Raw genomic sequence first — 17,820 nt, forward strand, 5'->3', positions numbered from 1 at the left:
GCGGGCCCTTGGGCACTACGGCTGGACGCGCAACAGCGCGAAGGACTCCGCCCCCAGGCGCGTCTCGCGTCCGTCCACCTCGGCGCCGCCCCAGACCAGCAGGACGTCGGCGGCCGGAGCGTCCAGCGACACAGCGGCCGGTTCGTTACCCAGGTTGCACACCAGCCGCACCCGGCCGCGATGGATTGTCAACACCCGACCGCCCGCGTCGGCGGTGACCCGGTAGCGGTCCAGCCGCGGGTCGGCAAGCTCGGGGTGGGAACGGCGCAGCGCGATGAGCACGCGGTAGAGCTCCAGCACCGCGCGATGCGAAGCCCGTTCCGGCTCTCCCCAGTCCAGCACCGAGCGGTCCCGGGTGGCCGGATCCATCGGGTCGGGAACGTCGGCCTCGCCCCAGCCGTGCGCGGCGAACTCGCGTCTGCGTCCTTCGCGAACACCCCGGGCCAGCTCCGGATCGGGGAAGGAGGCGAAGAACTGCCAGGGGGTGCCGGCCCCCCACTCCTCCCCCATGAACACCATCGGGGTGTAGGGAGAGCACAGGACGAGCGCGGCGCCGCAGCCCAGCAGGCCGCTGGAGACGGTCGCGGCCATGCGGTCACCGGCGGCGCGGTTGCCGATCTGGTCGTGGTTCTGCAGGTAGGCGAGGAAGCGGTGGCCGGGCAGGCGCGCGGTGTCCACCGGGGCGCCGTGGGTTCGGCCGCGAAAGGACGACCAGGTACCCGCGTGCAGGAAGGCATGGGACAGGGTGTGTGCCAGCACGCCGGGGGCGGCGAAGTCGCGGTAGTAACCGTGGTCCTCCCCCGTCAGCGCCGCGTGCAGCGCATGGTGCAGGTCGTCGCACCACTGGGCGCTCATCCCGACGCCCCCCGCCTCGCGTGCGGTGACGGTGCGGGGGTCGTTGAGGTCGGATTCGGCGATCAGGCTGAGCGGGCGGCCCAGCCCGGCGGACAGCGCGTCCACCTCGGCGGCGAGTTCGGTGAGGATGGGGACCGCCCGGGTGTCGCGCAGCGCGTGCACGGCGTCCAGGCGCAACCCGTCCAGGTGGAAGTCGCGCAGCCAGCCCAGCGCGTTGTCGATGACGTAGGCGCGGACCTCGTCGGAGCCGGGGCCGTCGAGGTTGAGGGAGGGGCCCCACGCGTTCTCGCCGCTGAAGTAGGGGCCGAAACGGGGAAGGTAGGCACCTGACGGGCCGAGATGGTTGTAGACGACGTCGAGGAGGACAGCGATGCCGTGCGCGTGACAGGCGTCCACGAACCGTTTGAAGGCGTCGGGACCGCCATAGGGTTCGTGCACCGCCCCCCACAGCACGCCGTCGTACCCCCATCCGTGGTGGCCGTCGAAAGCATTGAGCGGCATGACCTCGACAAAGTCCACCCCGAGCGCGGCGAGGTGGTCCAGCCTGCTGACGGCGGCGTCCAGGGTGCCCTCGGGGGTGAAGGTGCCGACGTGCAGCTCGTAGACGACGCCGGGCAGTCGGCGCCCGGTCCAGGCGTCGTCGGTCCAGGCGAACGCCCCGTGGTCGTAGCGGCGGGTGGGGCCGTGCACGCCGTCGGGCTGCCACAGCGAACGGGGGTCGGGCAAAGGGGTGTCGTCGTCATCGAGGAGGAAGGCGTAGTCGACGCCCGCCTCAAGGCCCGGGACCTGCGCCTGCCACCAGCCGCCCTGCGTCGCCTCCATGGGGTGGTCGGCGCCCAGCGCCCGCACTCGAACCCGCTCGCTCTCGGGTGCCCAGACCCTTACACGTCCCGCTCCAGTGGTAGTCACGGCGCTTAACTACCCTTCCGGCGATGGCGGTAACGCCCATGGGGCAGGGCGAGCGTCACCACAGTGGAGTCCGGCCCGGGCGCGGCACGACGCGTGTCGACGGAGAGTACCGGTGACCGGCCGGACCACCGCCGAGGGTGTTGGCGGGGCCGGCCACGGCTGCGACAGGCAGGCGTCGACACGATCTTCGTCGACGGCCGCGGTGTCGGCCTCCCGACCGGGCGTCGAACCCCGGGCGTGGTGGCGCAACCGGTACCACCCGGGCCCGCGGGCAGCGGCGGGAGCGGGTGGACGGCACCGTCGGGCCAGGCGTCGTCGCTGCGGATCGACCCGGCACCCCCGTGTCCGGCTCCGCCCGGTGGCAGGAGACGCCGCGCCCGAAGCGCGGTACCTGGGTTCCGGTCATCGCGGGAAGGCCGGGGCGCCGCACCCACTTTCCTTGCCTCGCCGCAGGTCAGCGGGGTCGGTACACCGACAGGTGGAACGCGGCGGCGGCCTCGATCGGTTCGGTGAGGACGGCTGCGCGCTCGACCAATGCCTGCGGGGTCGTGTGGCGGGCACTGGGCGTCATGGCGACCAGCCCCACGGCCTCCTCCCGGCTCAGCCCCAAGGAGAAGGCGACGTCCTCGCGGCTCTCCAGGGCGAAGTGGGTGTCCAGGCTCGTCGCCAGGCGCTCCTCCTTGCGCGGGTCCACCTCGATCAGCCCCAGGGGGGAGCGCAACCGCGCGAGATGGCCCGGGGCGGGGGTCACGACCAGGAGGGCGCCGTCGGGACGCAGCACCCGGTGGAACTCGGGGCCGTTGCGGGGCGCGAAGACATTGAGGATCAGTCCGAACGCCCCGGTGGCCAGCGGGAGGCCGTGCCAGGCGTCGCAGCCCACCGCTCCGGCGCGCCCGTGGCATTTGGCGGCGCGGCGCAGCGCGAACTTGGAGGCGTCCGCCGCAACCCCGACGGCCTCGGGCAGCGCGTTGAGGACCTCGGACAGGTAGTAGCCGGTCCCGGCGCCGATGTCGGCGACCACCCCGCCCGGCCAGCAGCGGACCGCCACCGCCGCGACCCGGTCGGCGAGCGGGGCGTAGTGTCCGGCCCGCTGGAAGTCGGCGCGGGAGCGGACCATGTCGCGGTCGTCGCCGCCGCCGGCCACCGGGCGGCCGGAGAGCAGGTTGGCGTAGCCCTCCCGAGCCACGTCGAAGGAGTGCCCGGCCGCGCAGCCCAAGGCGTTGCGCACGGGCGCGAGGGCGCCCCCGCAGTGCGGGCAGGCCAGTGCGGCCAGCGCCGGGGCGGGAATGCGCAGCCGGTCGAGGACGGCGGGGTGTCGGTCGTCGCTGTTGGTCACCATGATCGCCGTTCAGGCTATCGCCGCCGTGCGGCGGCGCGGACGCCGGGCGATCCGTACGGGCGGGGCCGCGGGGCCCGCCCGGCTCAGGAGCGGGGCGGGGCCACCGTGACGGGGGCGGTGAGCCTGCGGGTGTGGTCCACCTCCCGGACCGGCCCGACCAGGTGCGGGCGGACGGTATGGCGGATGTCGGAGCTGGAGGCCGCGAGCTCCAGGACCAGTTCTCCGGGTTCCACGATCGCCCGCCCTTCGGGCCCCGTGTAGGCGGCCAGGTCGGCGGGCACCGTGAACTCGACCCTGCGCTCCTGTCCCGGTTCCAGCGCGACGCGGGCGTAGCCGATCAGTTTGCGCAGGGGGCGGGCCACCCGTGCCACCGGATCGCCGAGGTAGAGCTGGACGACCTCGGTTCCGGCCCTCGCCCCGGTGTTGCGCACCGCGCATCCCAGCCGCAGCTCTCCGTCGGTGGACGCCTCCTCGTCCGCGAGCCGGAGATCGGTCCACTCGAACCGGGTGTAGGACAGGCCGTGGCCGAAGGGGTGCAGTGGGGTCGGGTCGACGGCGCTCACCTCGCTGCGCAGTCCCAGCGGTGCGGCGAGGTAGGTCCAGGGCTGACCCCCCGGGCCGCGGGGAACGCTCACCGGGAGCCGACCCGAGGGGGCGACCCGCCCGCCCAGGACGCCGGCGAGCGCGGGACCGCCCTCCTCGCCGGGGAAGAACATCTGGACCTGCGCCGCGACCCGCGGAGCGAGGCCGCCCAGCGCGTAGGGGCGTCCGGTCAACAGCACCAGGACGACGGGGGTACCGGTAGCGGCCAGTGCGTGGGCGAGGCGTTCCTGGCTCCCGGGCAGCGTCAGGTCGGTGGCGTCGCACCCCTCTCCCGAGGTGCCCCTGCCGAAGAGGCCGGCGCGGTCGCCCAGCACGAGCACGCACACGTCGGCCTCCTCGGCCGCGTGCAGCGCGGCGGCGAAGCCAGTCTCGTCGTCACCGGTCACCGCGCATCCGGCGGCGTGGGTGATCTCGGCGCGGGGCAGTTCCCGGCGCAGTGCGGCCAGAACGGTGGGCACCTCCACTCCCAGCGGCACCTCGGGGTGGTGGGTCCCGACGTGGGCGGGGAAGGAGTAGCAGCCCAGCATCGCGTTCGGGTCGTCGGCCAAGGGCCCTACGACGGCGATCCTGGCGGTCGCACCCAGTGGCAGTACGGCGGCGTCGTTGGCCAGCAGCACGACCGACTCCTCGGCCACCCGCCGGGCCAGTGCACGGTTCTCGGGCGGGTCGAGGTCGATGCTGCCGCGCTCTCCCGCGGATACGGCGGCCGGCAGTGGTGTCCAGTCCTCGTCCAGGAGCCCCAGTTCGCACTTCTGGGTGAGCACCCGGCGCACGGCGGTGTCCACCGCGGCCTCCGGCAGCAGCCCGGTGCGCACCGCCTCCAGCAACGGGGGGCCGAAACAGTGCACGGTGGGCAGTTCGACGTCGACGCCCGCCTGCAGGGCCAGTGCCGCGGCGTCGGCGTCGGTGCCGGCGACCCCGTGCAGGGTGCGCAGGAACGCGATCCCGAAGTAGTCGGCCACGACCGTTCCGGTGAATCCCCACCGCTCGCGCAGAAGCCCGGTGAGCAGGGAGCGGTCGGCCGCGGCCGGGACCCCGTCCACGTCGGCGTAGGAGTGCATGACCGAGCGGACGCCGCCGTGGCGGACGGCCATCTCGAAGGGGGGCAGCAGCACGTCGGCGGTCTCGCGGGGCCCGACCGAGGCGGGGGCGAGGTTGCGGGCCCCGCGCGAGGCCGAGTACCCCACGAAGTGCTTGAGAGTGGCCACCACACCGGCGGACTGGAGGCCGCGCACGTAGGCGGTGCCCAGGGTGGCGACCAGGTAGGGGTCCTCCCCCATGGTCTCCTCGGTGCGCCCCCACCGGGGGTCGCGGGTGACGTCCAGGACGGGGGCCAGGCCCTGGTGCACACCCACGGAGCGCATACTCGCGCCGATCTGGGCGGCCATGCGCTCCACCAGGTCGGGGTCGAAGGTCGCCCCCCAGGCGAGCGGGACGGGATAGATCGTGGCGGTCCATGCGGTGAAACCGGCCAGGCACTCCTCGTGTGCGATGGCGGGGATGGCGAACCGGTTGGCCGCGGTGATGCGCTCCTGGGAGCGGGCCAGCGCCAGCGCCCCCATGGCGGGGTCCACCGGGGTGGTGCCGAACGGCCGGGTGAGCTGGCCCAGCCCGTGCTCGACGAGGGCGTCGAGGTCGGGAGGCTCGACGGTCATGTCGTGCTGGTGGGGGGCGACGCCTTCGCCGGAGTCGTCGGCTCCCACCCACACGCCGTAGAGCTGGGCGGCCTTCTCCCGCAGCGTCATGCGCGCGAGGAGTTCCCCGACCCGCTGGGCCACCGGCAGCGAGGCGTCGCGCCAGGGTGCGGGGCGGCCGACCGGGTCGGCGTGGTGCGGGGGCGAAGTCATGCGGATCTCCTCCTGCTTGCTGGGGGCACCCCGGCCGGGGTGCTGGTCTCACCACACGCGGTCGGCCTATTTGCCGCCCACTCCCATCAGCCCGTTGACCAGGGAGCGCCGGGCCACCAGGTAAAGGAGCAGAATCGGAATGGCCGAGAGCACGACGGCCGAGAGCAGACCGGGGATGTCGGTGCCGTACTGGCCCTGGAACTCGTACAGGCCCAGGGTGATGGGCCGTTTCTCGGGCGAGGTGATGAGGATGAGGGGGAACAGGAAGCCGTTCCACGCCTGGAGCGCGGCGTAGACGGCGACCGTGGCCAGGCCCGAGCGGCTGAGCGGGAGGACCAGTTGCACGAAGGCCCGCAACTGTCCGGCCCCGTCCAGGGCCATCGCCTCATAGAGCTCCTCGGAGATGTCGCGCATGGAGCCGGTGAGGATGAGCACGCATACCGGCAGGGCGAACGCGGCGGTGGGCAGGATGACGGCCAACAGGGTGTCGTTGAGGCCCAGCTGGTTGATGATCAGCAGGACCGGGATGATCACCGCCTGGGCCGGAATGGCCAGGCCCAGGAGGAAGAGCCGGAACACGCCGCTGCTGAAGCGGGTGCGCGAGCGCACCAGCGCGTAGCCGACCGTGGCGGACAGGAACACGACCAGGACGACGACGCCCGCGGTGATCAGGACGGTGTTGAGGACGAAACCGAGGAAACCGTTCTCGATGGCGCGCACGTAGTTGTCGACGGTGGGCCGGGTCGGCGGGGTCAGCGGGTTGGCCTGGGCGTACTCCGGACGCGAGCGCAGGGTGGCCACGAGCATGGCGTACAGCGGCACGGCCACGACCAGCAGCCACAGTGCGGCTCCGAGCCCCGCGAGCGGGTTGGCGCGGGCGCGTCGCGGTGCGGGGGGTGCGGACGAGCGGTTCACATTCCCTCCCGGGTGCTGCGCATCGCCCCGAAACCGGTGAGGCGGACCATGAGCAGGGAGGCCGTGGTGGCCACGACCACGAGGGTGAAGGCGATGGCGCTGGCGTAGCCCAGCTCGTAGCCCCGGAACCCGGTCCAGAACATCAGGTACGGAACGATCGTGGTGTCGGTACCGGGGCCGCCCTGGGTGAGGATCAGCACGGTGTCAAAGTAGGTGAGGGCGCCCACCACCATGAGCACCGAGGAGGTGGTGATGGTGGCGCGCAGCTGGGGCAGGGTGATGTGGCGGAACCGCAGCAGTCGCCCCGCGCCGTCCACTTCGGCCGCCTGGTAGAGAACGGCCGGGATCTGGCGTGCGCCGCCCTGGTAGAGCAGTGCGTGCAGCGGGATGAACTGCCAGGCGCTGACGAAGACGACGGCCGTGAACGCGCCGGTCGAGGTTCCCAGGATGTTTCCGCTGCCCATGCCTAGGGCGTCGCTGATGCGGGCGACGGGGCCGAAGTTGGGGTCGAGCAGGGATTTCCACAGGACGGCGATGGCCGCAGAGGACAACAGCAGGGGGAAGAAGAAGACCGCCGAGAGGACGGCGCGGTTGCGCTGGGGACCGGCGGCCCACACCCCCAGCAGCAACGCGATCGGAGTCTGTACCGCCCAGGTGGCGGCGGTCAGCGCGAGGCTCAGGACGACGGCCTGTCGCATCACCGGGTCGGCCACCAGCCGCGTCCAATTGTCCAGGCCGGTGGGCGCGGGGGTGGCCAGACCGTCCCAGTCGGTGAAGGACAGGTAGGCCACCAGCACCATGGGCACCACGGCGAAGAGCGCGAAGAAGAGGGCGCCGGGGAGGGCCCAGACGGCGCCCGGACGCCCGGTGGCGGGGCCGCGCGGGCGCCGGGTCCCGGTGGTCACCGCAGGGCCGCCACGGCGTCGACGAACTGCTCGGGGGTGCTCTGGCCGTTGAACAGCTTCTGGATCTCGGTCTTCATGGGGTTGGCGATTCTGCTCTCCAGCGCCTGGTCCCAGGAGAGCTGGAAGGCGGGGGCGTCCTGGACCAGCTGGTACTGGAACTCGGCGAAGTCGGGGCTGGGGCTGTCGGCCAGCAGGTCGGCGGCGTTCGCGGTGGTGGGCACCTCGCCGTTGGCGACCATGTCGCGCACGTAGTCGGGGCTCGATGTCAGTTTGAGGAAGGCCACGGCTTCGTCGGGGTGATCGGTGTCGGCGCCGACGGAGAAGTAGTTGGTGGGGTTGCCCACCACGTTGGCCGGGTCGCCCTCGCCGTCGGGCAGGGCCGGGAAGGGGAGGTAGCCCAGTCCGTCCTCGGCGAACTCCGGAGCCTGGCTGAGCTGGGTGGAGTACTCCCAGGAGCCCATGAGGTGCATGGCGGCGCGTCCTTGGGCCAGCAGGGTGGGTGCGCCGCCCTGGGTGTAGTTGACCGAGGCGAAGTTGTCGCCGAAGGCGCCGCGGTCCACGAGGTCGCTCACGGTGCGGGCGGCCTCCAGCACGACCGGGTCGCGCCAGCCCTCGGGGTCGCCGTCCTGGATGCGGCCGAACACCTCGGGGCCGCCGAGGCGGTCCACGAGGTACTGGAGCCACATCTGCTGGGGCCAGCCCTCGGCGCCCGCCAGGGCGAAGGGGGTGATGTCCTCCTCGGTGAAGGTGTCGACGAGGTCGAGGAGGTCCTGCCAGGTCTGCGGGGGCTCGACGCCGGCCTCGGCGAAGACGTCCTTGTTGTAGAAGAGGATCACCGGCTGCGTTCCGCGCAACGGGATGCCGTACTGCACGCCGTCGATCTGTCCGGCCTCCATGACCGAGGGCAGGAACGCGTCGGCGAGTTCGGGGTCGGCGGCCAGGGCGTCGTCCAGCGGCAGCAGCTTGTCGGCCTCGACGTAGGGGCGGATGCTGCCGCCGCCCCAGTTGAAGAAGACGTCGGGGACGTCACCGGAGCCCATCGCGGTGCGGAGCTTGTCCTGGTAGCCGTCGCCGGGTACCGGGATCATCCGGGCGTGGACGGTGGAGCCGGTGTTGAACTCCTCGATCGCCGCCTCCTGGACCACGGCGAGATCGTCCTGGTACATCCAGACGTCCATCCCCGCGTGGTCGTCGTCCCCCCGAGGGGAACAGGCGCTGAGGACCAGCACCCCTGACAGCGCCGCGGCAGCCGCCGCGCGCCCCGATGTCCGTGCGACCGATCGCATGGCGTCTCCTTAGAAACTATCGGTAACTATCCCGAAACTTTGAGAACCGAAAGTACGGGTGGAATCGAGTCGCGTCAATAGGAAAATGAGACCTGCGCCACTCCCCTGCGCCACTTTTCCTGCTCCGAGCACGTAAAATCCCGGGACGTGAGTGCAGATTCAGCGCCGGACACCCCGGACACCGCCGACACCCCGCCGATGACGATCTCGAAACTTGCGGAGGCCGCCGGGGTATCGGTCCCCACGGTCTCCAAGGTGCTCAACGGTCGGTCCGATGTGGCCCCCCAGACCCGTTCCAAGGTCGAGGCCCTGATCCGCCGGCACGGCTACCGGCGCCGCCGTGGCCCCGGATCGGGCCGCGCGGCAACCCTGGACCTGGTCTTCCACGAACTGGACAGCGCGTGGGCCATCGAGGTGATCCGCGGGGTGGAGCGGGTCGCCCGCTCCGAGGGGTTCAGCGTGGTGCTGTCGGAGTCGGGCGGCGAGCGCTCTCCCCGCGACTCCTGGGTGGACTCGGTGCTGGCCCGGCAGTCCGCCGCGGTGGTCCTGGTCTTCTCGGACCTCGCCCCCGCCCAGAAGGCCAGGCTGGCCGCGCGCGGCGTCCCCTTCGTCGTGGTGGACCCCACCGGCGATCCGGGGGACGACGTGCCCTCCATCGGCTCGGCGAACTGGAACGGCGGCCTGGCGGCGACGCGTCACCTCATCGAGTCGGGCCACCGACGCATCGGTTTCATCGGCGGCCCGTCGAACGTGTTGTGCAGCCGGGCCCGCCTGGACGGCTATCGGGCCGCGCTGGACACCGCGGGGCTGGGGGTGGACCAGGCGCTGATCCGCTCCGGGGACTTCCACGTGGAGGGCGGACGCGACCACGGCCGCGCGCTGCTGCTCATGGACGACCCGCCGACGGCGGTGTTCGCCGGTAACGACCTACAGGCACTGGGCCTGTACGAGGCTGCCCGGGAACTGGGGGCCCGCGTCCCCGAGGACCTGAGCGTGGTCGGCTACGACGACCTGCCGGTGGCCCGCTGGGTGGGGCCGCCGCTCACCACGGTGCGCCAGCCGCTGACCGAGATGGCGGAGGAGGCCACCCGGCTCGCGTTGCGGCTCAGTCGCGGGGAGACCCCCGCCAATCTGCGCCTGGACCTGGCGACGAGCCTGGTGGTGCGCCAGAGCACCGCACCACCCGCCGCTGCGGTCCGGCCTCAGCCCGAACGGCCCTCGTAGTCGAACCAGTCGATGTCGGCGTGCGCGGCTCCCGTACCGTCGCCGTGCGCGTAGAGCCCCACGTAGGCGCCGGTGAAACCGCCGGCGCTCTGCGTACTGAGCACCCGGCCGTCGACACAGGCCAACCGGACCGGGGGCTCCCCCGGGCGCGCCCAGGACAGTCGGTAGTCCTGCCCGCGGGCGTGAACGGCCAGGACGAGAGGCCCCGGCGGAACGGGGGCCCGGGCCAGGACCTCTTCCGGTCCGCCGGCGCGGCGAAGGACGCTCAGCACCCGGCCCGCCCCGTCGTCGGCGCGGGTCACGACCAGCAGGACGTGGTGGGTGTCCGCGCGCAACAGCGCCAGACCCGCGCGGTCGGCCACCGCACGCGGGACGAAGTCGACCAGGGCCGCGGCGCGGAAGTCGCGATGGCGCAGGCGCTGGCCCACGAAAGCGGGCGAGGCCCGTTCGGCAAGGGTGGCGGCCAGGGCTCGCAGGCGCAGGTGTCCGGGGCGCTCACTCAGGCTCCACCCGGGTTCGGCCGGCGTGCGCAGGCCGTTCCAGACCGGGGCCAGACCGGGTGCGTCGAAGTCGTCGCGCACCGGTTCGGGGGGCCAGGGGTGGGGTGCGAGGTCGGGCGCGGGTGCACGGGGTTCCAGCCGGCCCGCCCCGGGCGCGAGGAGCGGCCACCCCTCCTCCCACTGCACCCTGGTCAGAAAGGTCTCCCTGCCCAGGGTGTGGTGGTAACCGCCGTAGGAGCGCGACGCCAACAGCAGCGCCCACCACTCACCGCGCTGGGTGCGCACGAGGTCGGCGTGGCCGACGCCGACGACGGGGTGGTCCAGGCCCAGGTGACGGTGGGTCAGGACGGGGTTGCGCGGGTTGCCCAGGTAGGGGCCGGTGATCGAGGCCGACCGGGCGGCCATGACGGAGTGGTTGTGCTCGGTGCCGCCTTCGGCGGTGATGAGGAGGTAGTGTCCGTCCACCCGGTACAGGTGCGGCCCCTCGGCCCAGACTCCCCCGCGCAGCGCTCCCGTCCACAGGACGTGTTCGGGCCCGGTCAGCCGCATTTCCTCGGCGTCGAAGCGGCGCAGCCAGATTTCGGTCTGTCCCGGCCATTGGGGATCGGCCGCCTCGCGACAGCCGGTCCACCACGCGCTCCCGTCGTCGTCGAAGAACAACGATGGGTCGATGCCGTGCGCGTCCTGGATCCAGTGGGGACCGGACCAGGGGCCTGCCGGATCGGTCGCGGTGAGGACGAAGGACCCGTCCTGGGCGGTTCCGTCGACCAGGGTGCACACCAGGTAGAACCGGCCCTCGTGGTGACGGATCGTGGGGGCGTAGAGGCCGCCGGAACAGCGGATTCCGCTCAGGTCCAGTTGGTCGGACCGGTCGAGGGCGTGGCCCAGGATCCGCCAGTGGACGAGGTCCCGGCTGTGGTGGACCGGGAGGCCGGGGAAGTATTCGAAGGTCGAGGTGACCAGGTAGTAGTCGTCGCCGACCCGGCAGACCGAAGGATCGGGGTGGAATCCGGACAGTACGGGGTTGCGAAAACTTCGGGTCATGGGCTCCCCGTCGGGGCGGTCGGCCGAACGGTATTCCGATAGTTTCGAAAATCTTGCCGGTTGCTTTCGGGACTGTAGGCACCCGCGGCGGCACGGTCAAGCCGTGGCCGGATCCGGCCACGGCTCAGCCGACGGGGCTCGCCCCACCTGCGTCGACACGCGGCGCCGATGGCGGGTAAGCCCGGCAGGGGCAACGCGACGGCCAGGAAAAAGCCATGACATCGTCAATCGCGGGCAAAATCCACGCATGGCTACTAGCAGATCCGGCCGTTTCCGACGGCACACGACGAATGCGGCCGTGCTCGCGGTGTCCACGGTCATGGTGGCAGGGTTCGGCACCGTCGCCCACGCGGGCACCGCCCCCACCGGCTCCTTGCTCGCGGCCGGCGCCCCGGCCGCTGCCGGACTGAACCTGAACGCGGCCGACGTGCAGTCGGGTCTGCTGCGCCAAGGCGCCAAGGGCAGCCAGGTCAAAGCGATCCAGCAACGCCTCATCGACCTCGGCTACTGGCTGGACGGTGCGGACGGGGAATTCGGCCCGCTCACCACGCAGGCCGTCTACGCGGTGCAGAAGGCCGCCGGGATCGAGCGCGACGGCGTGGTCGGTCCGGCCACCCGCGCGGCCCTGGACAAGGGTGTTCGCCCCAAGGCGAGCACGTCCTCGGGCAACGTGGTGGAGATCGACCTGGCACGGCAACTGCTGTTGGTGGTCTCCGACGGCAAGGTGCGCCGGATCTTCAACACCTCGACCGGCTCGGGCAAGCCCTACGTCTCCAACGGGCAGAAGCAGGTGGCCACCACCCCCAAGGGCCGCTACCCGGTGTTTCGTGCGGTGGACGCCTGGGATCCCGGCCCGCTGGGCGCCCTGTACCGCCCCAAGTACTTCAACCGCGGCATCGCCGTGCACGGCTACAGTTCGGTCCCGCCCTACCCCGCCTCGCACGGATGCGCACGGGTGAGCATCGCGGCGATGGACTGGCTGTGGGCCAACGGCAGCCTCAAGCAGCACACTCCCGTCGTCGTGCGCTGACCCGGCCCGTCCGCCGATACCGGACGGCACCCGGTACCGGCGGACGGGAGCCGCTCACGCCAGCCTGGCCGGGAAACCGCCCGTGGCGATGGGCCCCCAACGTTCGGGGGTGATGCGCAGCAGCGCCTTGCCCTGGCGGCGCATCGCCTGGCGGTACTCCTCCCAGTCGGGGTGCTCCCCGGAGATGGAGCGGAAGTACTCCACGAGAGGCTCCACCGCATCCTCCCCGGCCAGGACCTCTGCGGTACCGTCCACCTGCACCCATGCCCCGTCGAAGTCGTCGGAGAGCACGACCACGCTCACCCGGTCGTCGCGCTCGGCGTTGCGGGTCTTGGCGCGCTCGGGATACGTGGAGACCACGACGCGCCCTTTCTCGTCCACCCCGCAGGTGACCGGGGACGCCTGCGGTGAACCGTCGGCACGGCGGGTGACCAGGAGCGCGCGGTGGCGCGGCCGCAGGAACTCCAGCAGCTCGGCGCGCTCCACACGGGTGTTGGTGGCGATGGATGGGCTCACGGGTTGTCTCCCCTTGTCTTCGTCTGTGTCGTTCGAGGCGGCACCGCGGAACGGGCGTCAGGCCCGCATCAGGAGCGCCACCGGGTAATCGGCCAGCACGTCGGCCAGCGGGGCAGTGGTGAAGCCGGCGGTGCTGGTGGGGGGCACCGTTCTCCCGGTCAACAGATTGGTCCACTCCCCCTTGCCCGAGGGCAGGGGCACGACGGTATCGCGCCATCCCCCCGCAGCGGCCAGCCCCACGGGCAGGCGGGTGGCGACCACCACCACACCCTGATCGGCCCCACGGGCGAAGGCGAGGCAGTGCCTGGCCGCGGGACCGGAGGCGGGCAGCGGCCGGTATCCGGTGAGTTCACGGGCGCGGCGCAGCCGCAGCGCGGTCGCGACCACGTGCAGTTTCGCCGCCCCGGTCTCGTCCACCGGTGGACGCCATCCGCCGTCCAGGCGCTCCAGCAGCCCGCGGCGCAGGTCGTAGTCGACGAGGCGGCGGTTGTCGGGGTCCACCAGGGACAGGTCCCACAGTTCGGTGCCCTGGTAGACGTCGGGGACGCCGGGCATGAGCAGCTGCACGAGCTTCTGGCCAAGCGCGTTGGACCAACCGGGGCCGCGCACCCGGTCGACGAACGCCGCGACCTCGGCGCTCAACCCGGCATCGCCCAGGACGCGGTCGGGCCAGGCGGCCACCTCCTTCTCGAAGGCGGGATCGGGGTCCACCCAGGACGTGCGCAGCTTGGCCTCCTTGGCGGCCTTCTCCAAGTAGCCCCGCAGCCGGTCCGCGTCGATGGGCCAGGCGCCGACGAGGGTCTGCCAGGCCAGCAGGTCGAGCGTGGGTTCGCTGAGACCCGCGCGCCCGGTCCAGCCCCGAACCGCCTCGGCGAACTCTCCGGGGACCTCTGCGAGCACCGCCAACCGGGCCCGCACGTCCTCGGAGCGCTTGGTGTCGTGGGTGGACAGCGTCGTCATGGACCGGGGCCACGACGCCTCGCGCGCGGCCGCCGCGGCATGGAACTCCGGGACCGTCACCCCGAAGCGATCGGGCGATCCGCCCACCTCGTTGAGCGCGATGAACCGCGAGTAGCGGTAGAAGGCGGTGTCCTCGGTGCCCTTGGCGATGACCATACCGCTGGTCTGCTGGATGCGGCGGGCCAGTTCCCCACCGGGATCGGCGCGCACGCCCTCGTCGACGACCGCCAGCGCCCCGGCGAGGTCGGGGCGCCGCTCGGCCGACCTTGCGATCGCGCGCGCCCAGTCCTGTTCTCCCTCCGGCAGGTAGGAACGGTAGACCTCGAACGCGCCGAGGAGTTCGGCGACGGCGCCGCGGGCGCGGTCGGGCTCGACGCCGGGCACCAGGGCGGCGATGCGTGCGACCTCTGCGGCGAGCACGGTCGTGGCGACCGCGCGTCGGCACTCGGTCTCGACCTCGGTGAAATCGGTGGGCACGCCAAGGCCCTCGGCGAGCAGGGTGAGGCGTCCCTGCCCCGTGTCGTCGACGAACACCCCGCAGACCTCGCGCAGCGCGTCGTACCCGGTGGAACCGTCCACCGGCCAGGAGGCGGGCAGCGTCTCCCCAGGGGCCAGGATCTTCTCCAGCACGATCCAACCGGGGAAGAGTGCGCGCAGCCGGCGGGTGTACTCCCCCGGGTCGCTGAGTCCGTCGGGATGGTCGACCCGGATCCCTTGGACGTCGCCGTCCAGGGCCCAGCGCAACACCTCCCCGTGCGTGGCCTCCAGGACCCCGGGATCCTCCACCCTGACCGCGGCCAGGGTGGTGACGTCGAAGAAGCGCCGGTAGTTGAGCTCGGAGTCCCCACGCCGCCACGAAACGAGCCGGTAGTGCTGGCGTTCCAGCACCTCCAACGGGTTGTCGCCGGGCTCGTAGGTGCCCTCGGCGATGGGGAAACGGTGCTCGTAGTAGGTGATGCAGTCGTCGGCGATGGTCAGGGTGCCGAGGGCTCCCGCACCGTCGTCGCCGTCGTCGCCCAGGACGGGGACCAGCAGCGGACCCGCCGACCAGTCGATGTCGAAACAGCGGGCGTACCGCGACTGGCGGCCGTGCAGCAGCACGTCCCACCACCACTGGTTGGCGGCGGGGTCGGCGATCGACATGTGGTTGGGGACGATGTCCACGACCAGGCCGAGGCCCACCTCGCGCAGGCGGGCCGACAGTTCCCGCCGTGCGCGTTCCCCGCCCAGAGCGGGCGCGGCCCGGGTGGGGTCCACCACGTCGTAGCCGTGGGTGGACCCGGAGGCCGCCGCGAGCATCGGGGAGGCGTAGGCCGCCCCCGTTCCCAGCAGCCGAAGGTAGTCGGCGGTGTCGGCCGCCGCGGCGAAGTCGAACTCGGGGCGCAGTTGCAGCCGGTAGGTGGAGGACGGCGGGGTCGGGACGTCCGCCCCTCTCCGCGCCCACTGCTGGGGGTGTCCGACCGACGGACCCGTGCCGCTCACTCCGCGACCGCGGTGCGTTGCAGCAGCATCAGCGAACGGGCGGGCAGCGGAAAGGAGTCCCCGGCCTTGACGGACTGGGCCTGGGTCGGAGCCGCACCGGCGACCGTACCGGTCACCACCCCGCCGCCGGACTCGGCGAAGACCTCGCCGCTGGCGGTGTCGGCGACCACCGTCCATTCCGTTCCGTAGTCCGCCTGGGGAACGGTGACCTCGACGTCGCCGTCGTGGGCGTTGAAGCACAACAGGAAGGAGTCGTCGGTGACGCGTTCACCGCGCGCGTCGAGGTCGGTGATGCCGTCGCCGTTGAGGAAGATCACCACACAACGACCGAAGCCCGACCCCCAGTCCTCCTGCGTCATCTCGCTTCCGTCGGGGGTGAACCACGCGATGTCGCGCAGTTCGTCGCCGGTGCGGATGGGGCTGCCCGCGAAGAACCGGGTGCGCCTGAAGATCGGGTGGTGGTGGCGCAGCCGGGTGATCGCGGAGGTGAAGGCCACGAGGTCGGCGTTCTCCTCGGCCTGGGACCAGTCCATCCAGGCGATCTCGTTGTCCTGGCAGTAGGCGTTGTTGTTGCCGCCCTGCGTGCGGCCCATCTCGTCGCCGTGCAACAGCATGGGCACGCCCTGGCTGAGCATCATGGTGGCGATGACGTTGCGACTCTGCCGGCGGCGCAGTTTCAGGATCTCGGGGTCGTCGGTGGGGCCCTCGACCCCGCAGTTCCAGGACCGGTTGTCGTTGTGGCCGTCGTTGTTGTCCTCGCCGTTGTCGGCGTTGTGCTTGTCGTTGTAGGACACCAGGTCGGCCAGGGTGAAGCCGTCATGGGCGGTGACGAAGTTGACCGAGGCGAAGGGGCGGCGGCCGTCGTCCTGGTAGAGGTCGGAGGAACCGGTGATGCGGGAGGCGAACTCCCCCAGCGTCGCGTGCTCGCCGCGCCAGAAGTCGCGCACGGTGTCGCGGTACTTGCCGTTCCACTCGGTCCACAGCGGCGGGAAGTTGCCGACCTGGTAGCCGCCGGGCCCGACGTCCCACGGTTCGGCGATCAGCTTGACCTGCGAGATCACCGGGTCCTGCTGCACGATGTCGAAGAAGGCGCTGAGCCGGTCGACGTCGTAGAACTCCCGGGCCAGCGCCGAGGCGAGGTCGAAGCGGAACCCGTCCACGTGCATGTCCAGCACCCAGTAGCGCAGCGAGTCCATGATCAGCTGCAACGAGTGCGGGTCCCGGGCGTTCAGCGAGTTGCCGGTCCCGGTGTAGTCCATGTAGTACGTGGGGTCGTCGTCGACCAGGCGGTAGTAGGCCTCGTTGTCGATGCCGCGCATGGACAGCGTGGGACCCAGGTGGTTGCCCTCGGCGGTGTGGTTGTAGACCACGTCGAGGATCACCTCGATGTTGGCCTCGTGCAGGGCCTTGACCATGGCCTTGAACTCCTGCACCTGTTCGCCGCGCGTTCCCGTGGCCGCGTACCCGCTGTGCGGTGCGAAGAAGCCGATGGTGTTGTAGCCCCAGTAGTTGCGCAGGCCACGGCTCTGCAGGGCGTGGTCGTGCAGGAACTCGTGCACCGGCATCAGTTCGACGGCGGTGACGCCCAGCGTCGTGAGGTGGTCGACGACGGCCGGGTGGGCCAGGCCGGCATAGGTCCCGCGCAGCCGCTCGGGCACGCCGGGGTGGCGCATGGTCAGCCCCCGCACGTGCGCCTCGTAGATGACGCTCTCGTTGTAGGGGGTCCGGGGACGGTTCTCGTTGCCCCAGTCGAAGAAGGGGCTGATCACCACGGAGGTGGGCACGTGGGCGGCGGAGTCGGCGTCGTTGCGCTGGTCGGGGTCGTCGAAGCGGTAGCCGAACAGGGACTCGTCCCACTCCACCTCCCCCGTGACGGCTTTCGCGTAGGGGTCCAGGAGCAGCTTGGCCGGATTGCAGCGCAGGCCGCGGGAGGGGTCGTTGGGGCCGTGCACCCGGTAGCCGTAGCGCTGGCCGGGGCCGACCCCCGGGAGGTAGCAGTGGTGGACGAATCCGCGCACTTCCGGTAGGCGGATGCGCGTCTCGGCTCCGTCGTCGTCCAGAAGGCACAGCTCGACGTACTCGGCTACCTGGGAGTAGAGGGCGAAATTGGTTCCGGCACCGTCATAGGTGGCACCCAGTGGATAGGACGAACCCTGCCAGGGTCGCAAAGCGGACTCCTTCTGAGGCCCCGTCGACCCGTGGGCCGGCGGGGTGGATGCGGACGTGCGGGGCCGCGTCGGCCATGCCCCAAGCCTAGAACGCGCCTTCGCGCAGCACCGTTGTTGGCGCGGCGTGTTGGCGCAGCACGCTCACTAGGCTCGTGAGCAGGCGGCCGACTGCTGGTGGTTCACGGCATCGCACGCCTTTTTCCGTGGATTCTCGGATCGAACTGAAAGGACGCCTTC

12 protein-coding genes are annotated in these 17,820 nt (G+C 71.7%); 2 read left to right on the plus strand and 10 right to left on the minus strand.

What is annotated here, in order from left to right; all coding sequences use genetic code 11:
* Positions 1–15 precede the first annotated feature (15 nt).
* From treZ to QSJ59_RS14525, 6 genes are all read right to left on the minus strand, one after another.
* Positions 16–1,764, minus strand: coding sequence for a malto-oligosyltrehalose trehalohydrolase (treZ, locus tag QSJ59_RS14500; protein ID WP_285760059.1), 1,749 nt, complete (start codon positions 1,762–1,764; stop codon positions 16–18).
* Positions 1,765–2,218: 454 nt separating this feature from the next.
* Positions 2,219–3,103: a putative RNA methyltransferase gene (locus QSJ59_RS14505; RefSeq protein WP_285760060.1), complete on the minus strand. Its 885-nt coding sequence runs from the start codon at positions 3,101–3,103 to the stop codon at positions 2,219–2,221.
* Between the two features lie 83 nt (positions 3,104–3,186).
* Positions 3,187–5,553, minus strand: a complete 2,367-nt coding sequence (locus QSJ59_RS14510) for a beta-xylosidase/alpha-l-arabinosidase (protein ID WP_285760061.1) — start codon at positions 5,551–5,553, stop codon at positions 3,187–3,189.
* A 66-nt stretch (positions 5,554–5,619) separates the two neighbouring features.
* On the minus strand, positions 5,620–6,468 hold the full coding sequence (locus QSJ59_RS14515) for a carbohydrate ABC transporter permease (RefSeq protein WP_285760062.1): 849 nt from the start codon (positions 6,466–6,468) through the stop codon (positions 5,620–5,622).
* Positions 6,465–7,373 (minus strand): carbohydrate ABC transporter permease, encoded by a 909-nt coding sequence (locus QSJ59_RS14520; RefSeq protein WP_285760063.1) that lies wholly within the window; start codon positions 7,371–7,373, stop codon positions 6,465–6,467. Before QSJ59_RS14520 ends, QSJ59_RS14515 begins: the two co-directional genes overlap by 4 nt.
* Positions 7,370–8,659 carry an ABC transporter substrate-binding protein gene (locus QSJ59_RS14525; RefSeq protein WP_285760064.1) on the minus strand — a complete coding sequence of 430 codons (1,290 nt, stop codon included), beginning with the start codon at positions 8,657–8,659 and terminating at the stop codon, positions 7,370–7,372. The genes QSJ59_RS14520 and QSJ59_RS14525 overlap by 4 nt, the downstream gene beginning before the upstream one ends.
* Before the next feature lie 198 nt (positions 8,660–8,857).
* On the opposite strand from QSJ59_RS14525, the gene QSJ59_RS14530 reads away from it, so the two are divergent.
* Positions 8,858–9,883, plus strand: coding sequence for a LacI family DNA-binding transcriptional regulator (locus QSJ59_RS14530; RefSeq protein WP_285760170.1), 1,026 nt, complete (start codon positions 8,858–8,860; stop codon positions 9,881–9,883).
* Here the strand turns inward: QSJ59_RS14530 and QSJ59_RS14535 are convergent.
* Positions 9,862–11,427, minus strand: a complete 1,566-nt coding sequence (locus QSJ59_RS14535) for a glycoside hydrolase family 43 protein (protein ID WP_285760065.1) — start codon at positions 11,425–11,427, stop codon at positions 9,862–9,864. The two genes, QSJ59_RS14530 and QSJ59_RS14535, sit on opposite strands and share 22 nt — an antisense overlap.
* Positions 11,428–11,674: 247 nt before the next feature.
* Here QSJ59_RS14535 and QSJ59_RS14540 point away from each other — a divergent pair, with 247 nt between their 5' ends.
* A complete protein-coding gene (locus QSJ59_RS14540) occupies positions 11,675–12,457 on the plus strand; it encodes a L,D-transpeptidase family protein (RefSeq protein ID WP_285760066.1) in 783 nt (260 codons plus the stop codon).
* Positions 12,458–12,511: 54 nt separating this feature from the next.
* On the opposite strand, the gene QSJ59_RS14545 is transcribed toward QSJ59_RS14540, so the two are convergent.
* The 3 genes from QSJ59_RS14545 to glgX are packed head-to-tail and all read right to left on the minus strand — an operon-like array spanning position 12,512 to position 17,583.
* A complete protein-coding gene (locus QSJ59_RS14545) occupies positions 12,512–12,973 on the minus strand; it encodes a PPOX class F420-dependent oxidoreductase (RefSeq protein ID WP_285760067.1) in 462 nt (153 codons plus the stop codon).
* Positions 12,974–13,030: 57 nt separating this feature from the next.
* A complete protein-coding gene (gene treY, locus QSJ59_RS14550) occupies positions 13,031–15,415 on the minus strand; it encodes a malto-oligosyltrehalose synthase (protein WP_285760068.1) in 2,385 nt (794 codons plus the stop codon).
* Positions 15,412–17,583, minus strand: a complete 2,172-nt coding sequence (gene glgX, locus QSJ59_RS14555; protein WP_285760069.1) for a glycogen debranching protein GlgX — start codon at positions 17,581–17,583, stop codon at positions 15,412–15,414. Before glgX ends, treY begins: the two co-directional genes overlap by 4 nt.
* Between the last annotated feature and the right edge of the window lie 237 nt (positions 17,584–17,820).

The organism is Nocardiopsis ansamitocini, from assembly GCF_030268225.1.
In the GTDB taxonomy this organism is placed as follows: Bacteria; Actinomycetota; Actinomycetes; order Streptosporangiales; family Streptosporangiaceae; genus Nocardiopsis_D; species Nocardiopsis_D ansamitocini.

Bases quoted from the DNA above. Each gene is read 5' to 3' on its own strand.
- QSJ59_RS14505 (WP_285760060.1), bottom strand. From the start codon at position 3,103: ATGGTGACCAACAGCGACGACCGACACCCCGCCGTCCTCGACCGGCTG.
- QSJ59_RS14510 (WP_285760061.1), bottom strand. From the start codon at position 5,553: ATGACTTCGCCCCCGCACCACGCCGACCCGGTCGGCCGCCCCGCACCC.
- QSJ59_RS14525 (WP_285760064.1), bottom strand. From the start codon at position 8,659: ATGCGATCGGTCGCACGGACATCGGGGCGCGCGGCGGCTGCCGCGGCG.
- QSJ59_RS14530 (WP_285760170.1), top strand. From the start codon at position 8,858: ATGACGATCTCGAAACTTGCGGAGGCCGCCGGGGTATCGGTCCCCACG.
- QSJ59_RS14535 (WP_285760065.1), bottom strand. From the start codon at position 11,427: ATGACCCGAAGTTTTCGCAACCCCGTACTGTCCGGATTCCACCCCGAT.
- QSJ59_RS14540 (WP_285760066.1), top strand. From the start codon at position 11,675: ATGGCTACTAGCAGATCCGGCCGTTTCCGACGGCACACGACGAATGCG.